The 1,153-nt window shown below is 47.5% G+C and carries 1 protein-coding gene; it reads left to right on the forward strand.

Annotated elements, in window-relative coordinates:
• The first annotated feature begins 9 nt into the window (after positions 1-9).
• Positions 10-1,014 carry an IS110-like element IS4321 family transposase gene (locus ACOTX3_RS26065; RefSeq protein WP_000427623.1) on the forward strand — a complete coding sequence of 335 codons (1,005 nt, stop codon included), beginning with the start codon at positions 10-12 and terminating at the stop codon, positions 1,012-1,014.
• The last annotated feature ends 139 nt before the right edge of the window (positions 1,015-1,153 follow it).

Below are 1,153 nucleotides of genomic sequence, written 5' to 3' on the forward strand. Positions count from 1 at the left end.
AGAACTATCATGGAAAACATTGCGCTCATTGGTATCGATCTGGGTAAAAACTCTTTCCATATTCATTGCCAGGATCGTCGCGGGAAGGCTGTTTACCGTAAAAAATTTACCCGGCCAAAGTTGATCGAATTTTTGGCGACATGCCCCGCTACAACCATCGCAATGGAAGCCTGTGGCGGTTCTCACTTTATGGCACGCAAGTTGGAAGAGTTGGGGCATTCCCCAAAGCTGATATCACCACAATTTGTCCGCCCGTTCGTTAAAAGCAATAAAAACGACTTTGTCGACGCCGAAGCTATTTGTGAAGCTGCATCGCGTCCGTCTATGCGTTTTGTGCAGCCCAGAACGGAATCTCAGCAGGCAATGCGGGCTCTGCATCGTGTCCGTGAATCCCTGGTTCAGGATAAGGTAAAAACAACCAATCAAATGCATGCTTTTCTGCTGGAATTTGGCATTAGCGTTCCCCGAGGAGCTGCCGTTATTAGCCGACTGAGTACCATTCTTGAGGATAATAGTTTGCCTCTTTACCTCAGCCAGTTATTGCTGAAATTACAACAGCATTATCACTATCTTGTTGAGCAGATTAAAGATTTGGAATCCCAGTTGAAACGAAAGTTGGACGAAGATGAGGTTGGACAGCGCTTGCTGAGCATTCCCTGCGTCGGAACACTGACAGCGAGTACTATTTCAACTGAGATTGGCGACGGGAAGCAGTACGCCAGCAGCCGTGACTTTGCGGCGGCAACAGGGCTTGTACCTCGGCAGTACAGCACGGGAGGTAGGACGACATTGCTGGGAATTAGTAAGCGAGGTAATAAAAAGATCCGAACTTTGTTGGTTCAATGTGCCAGGGTATTCATACAAAAACTGGAACACCAGTCTGGCAAATTGGCCGATTGGGTCAGGGATTTACTGTGCCGGAAAAGCAACTTTGTCGTCACTTGTGCTCTGGCAAACAAGCTGGCCAGAATAGCCTGGGCCCTAACGGCACGACAGCAAACTTATGTAGCATAACGGCAGAAATACACCGGTTTAAAGAATTACTGATCTGGTTTTGCGAATACTGATATTGATGATACTAACGGCCCACCGGCCTGTTGAGGAACCTGTAAAACGGAAAGGCTCATTGAAGCCGTATATTTTCTGGAGGTTC

It is taken from the genome of Enterobacter cloacae complex sp. IR5384 (assembly GCF_049237265.1).
Lineage (GTDB): Bacteria > Pseudomonadota > Gammaproteobacteria > Enterobacterales > Enterobacteriaceae > Enterobacter > Enterobacter cloacae.

Bases quoted from the DNA above. Each gene is read 5' to 3' on its own strand.
- ACOTX3_RS26065 (WP_000427623.1), top strand. From the start codon at position 10: ATGGAAAACATTGCGCTCATTGGTATCGATCTGGGTAAAAACTCTTTC.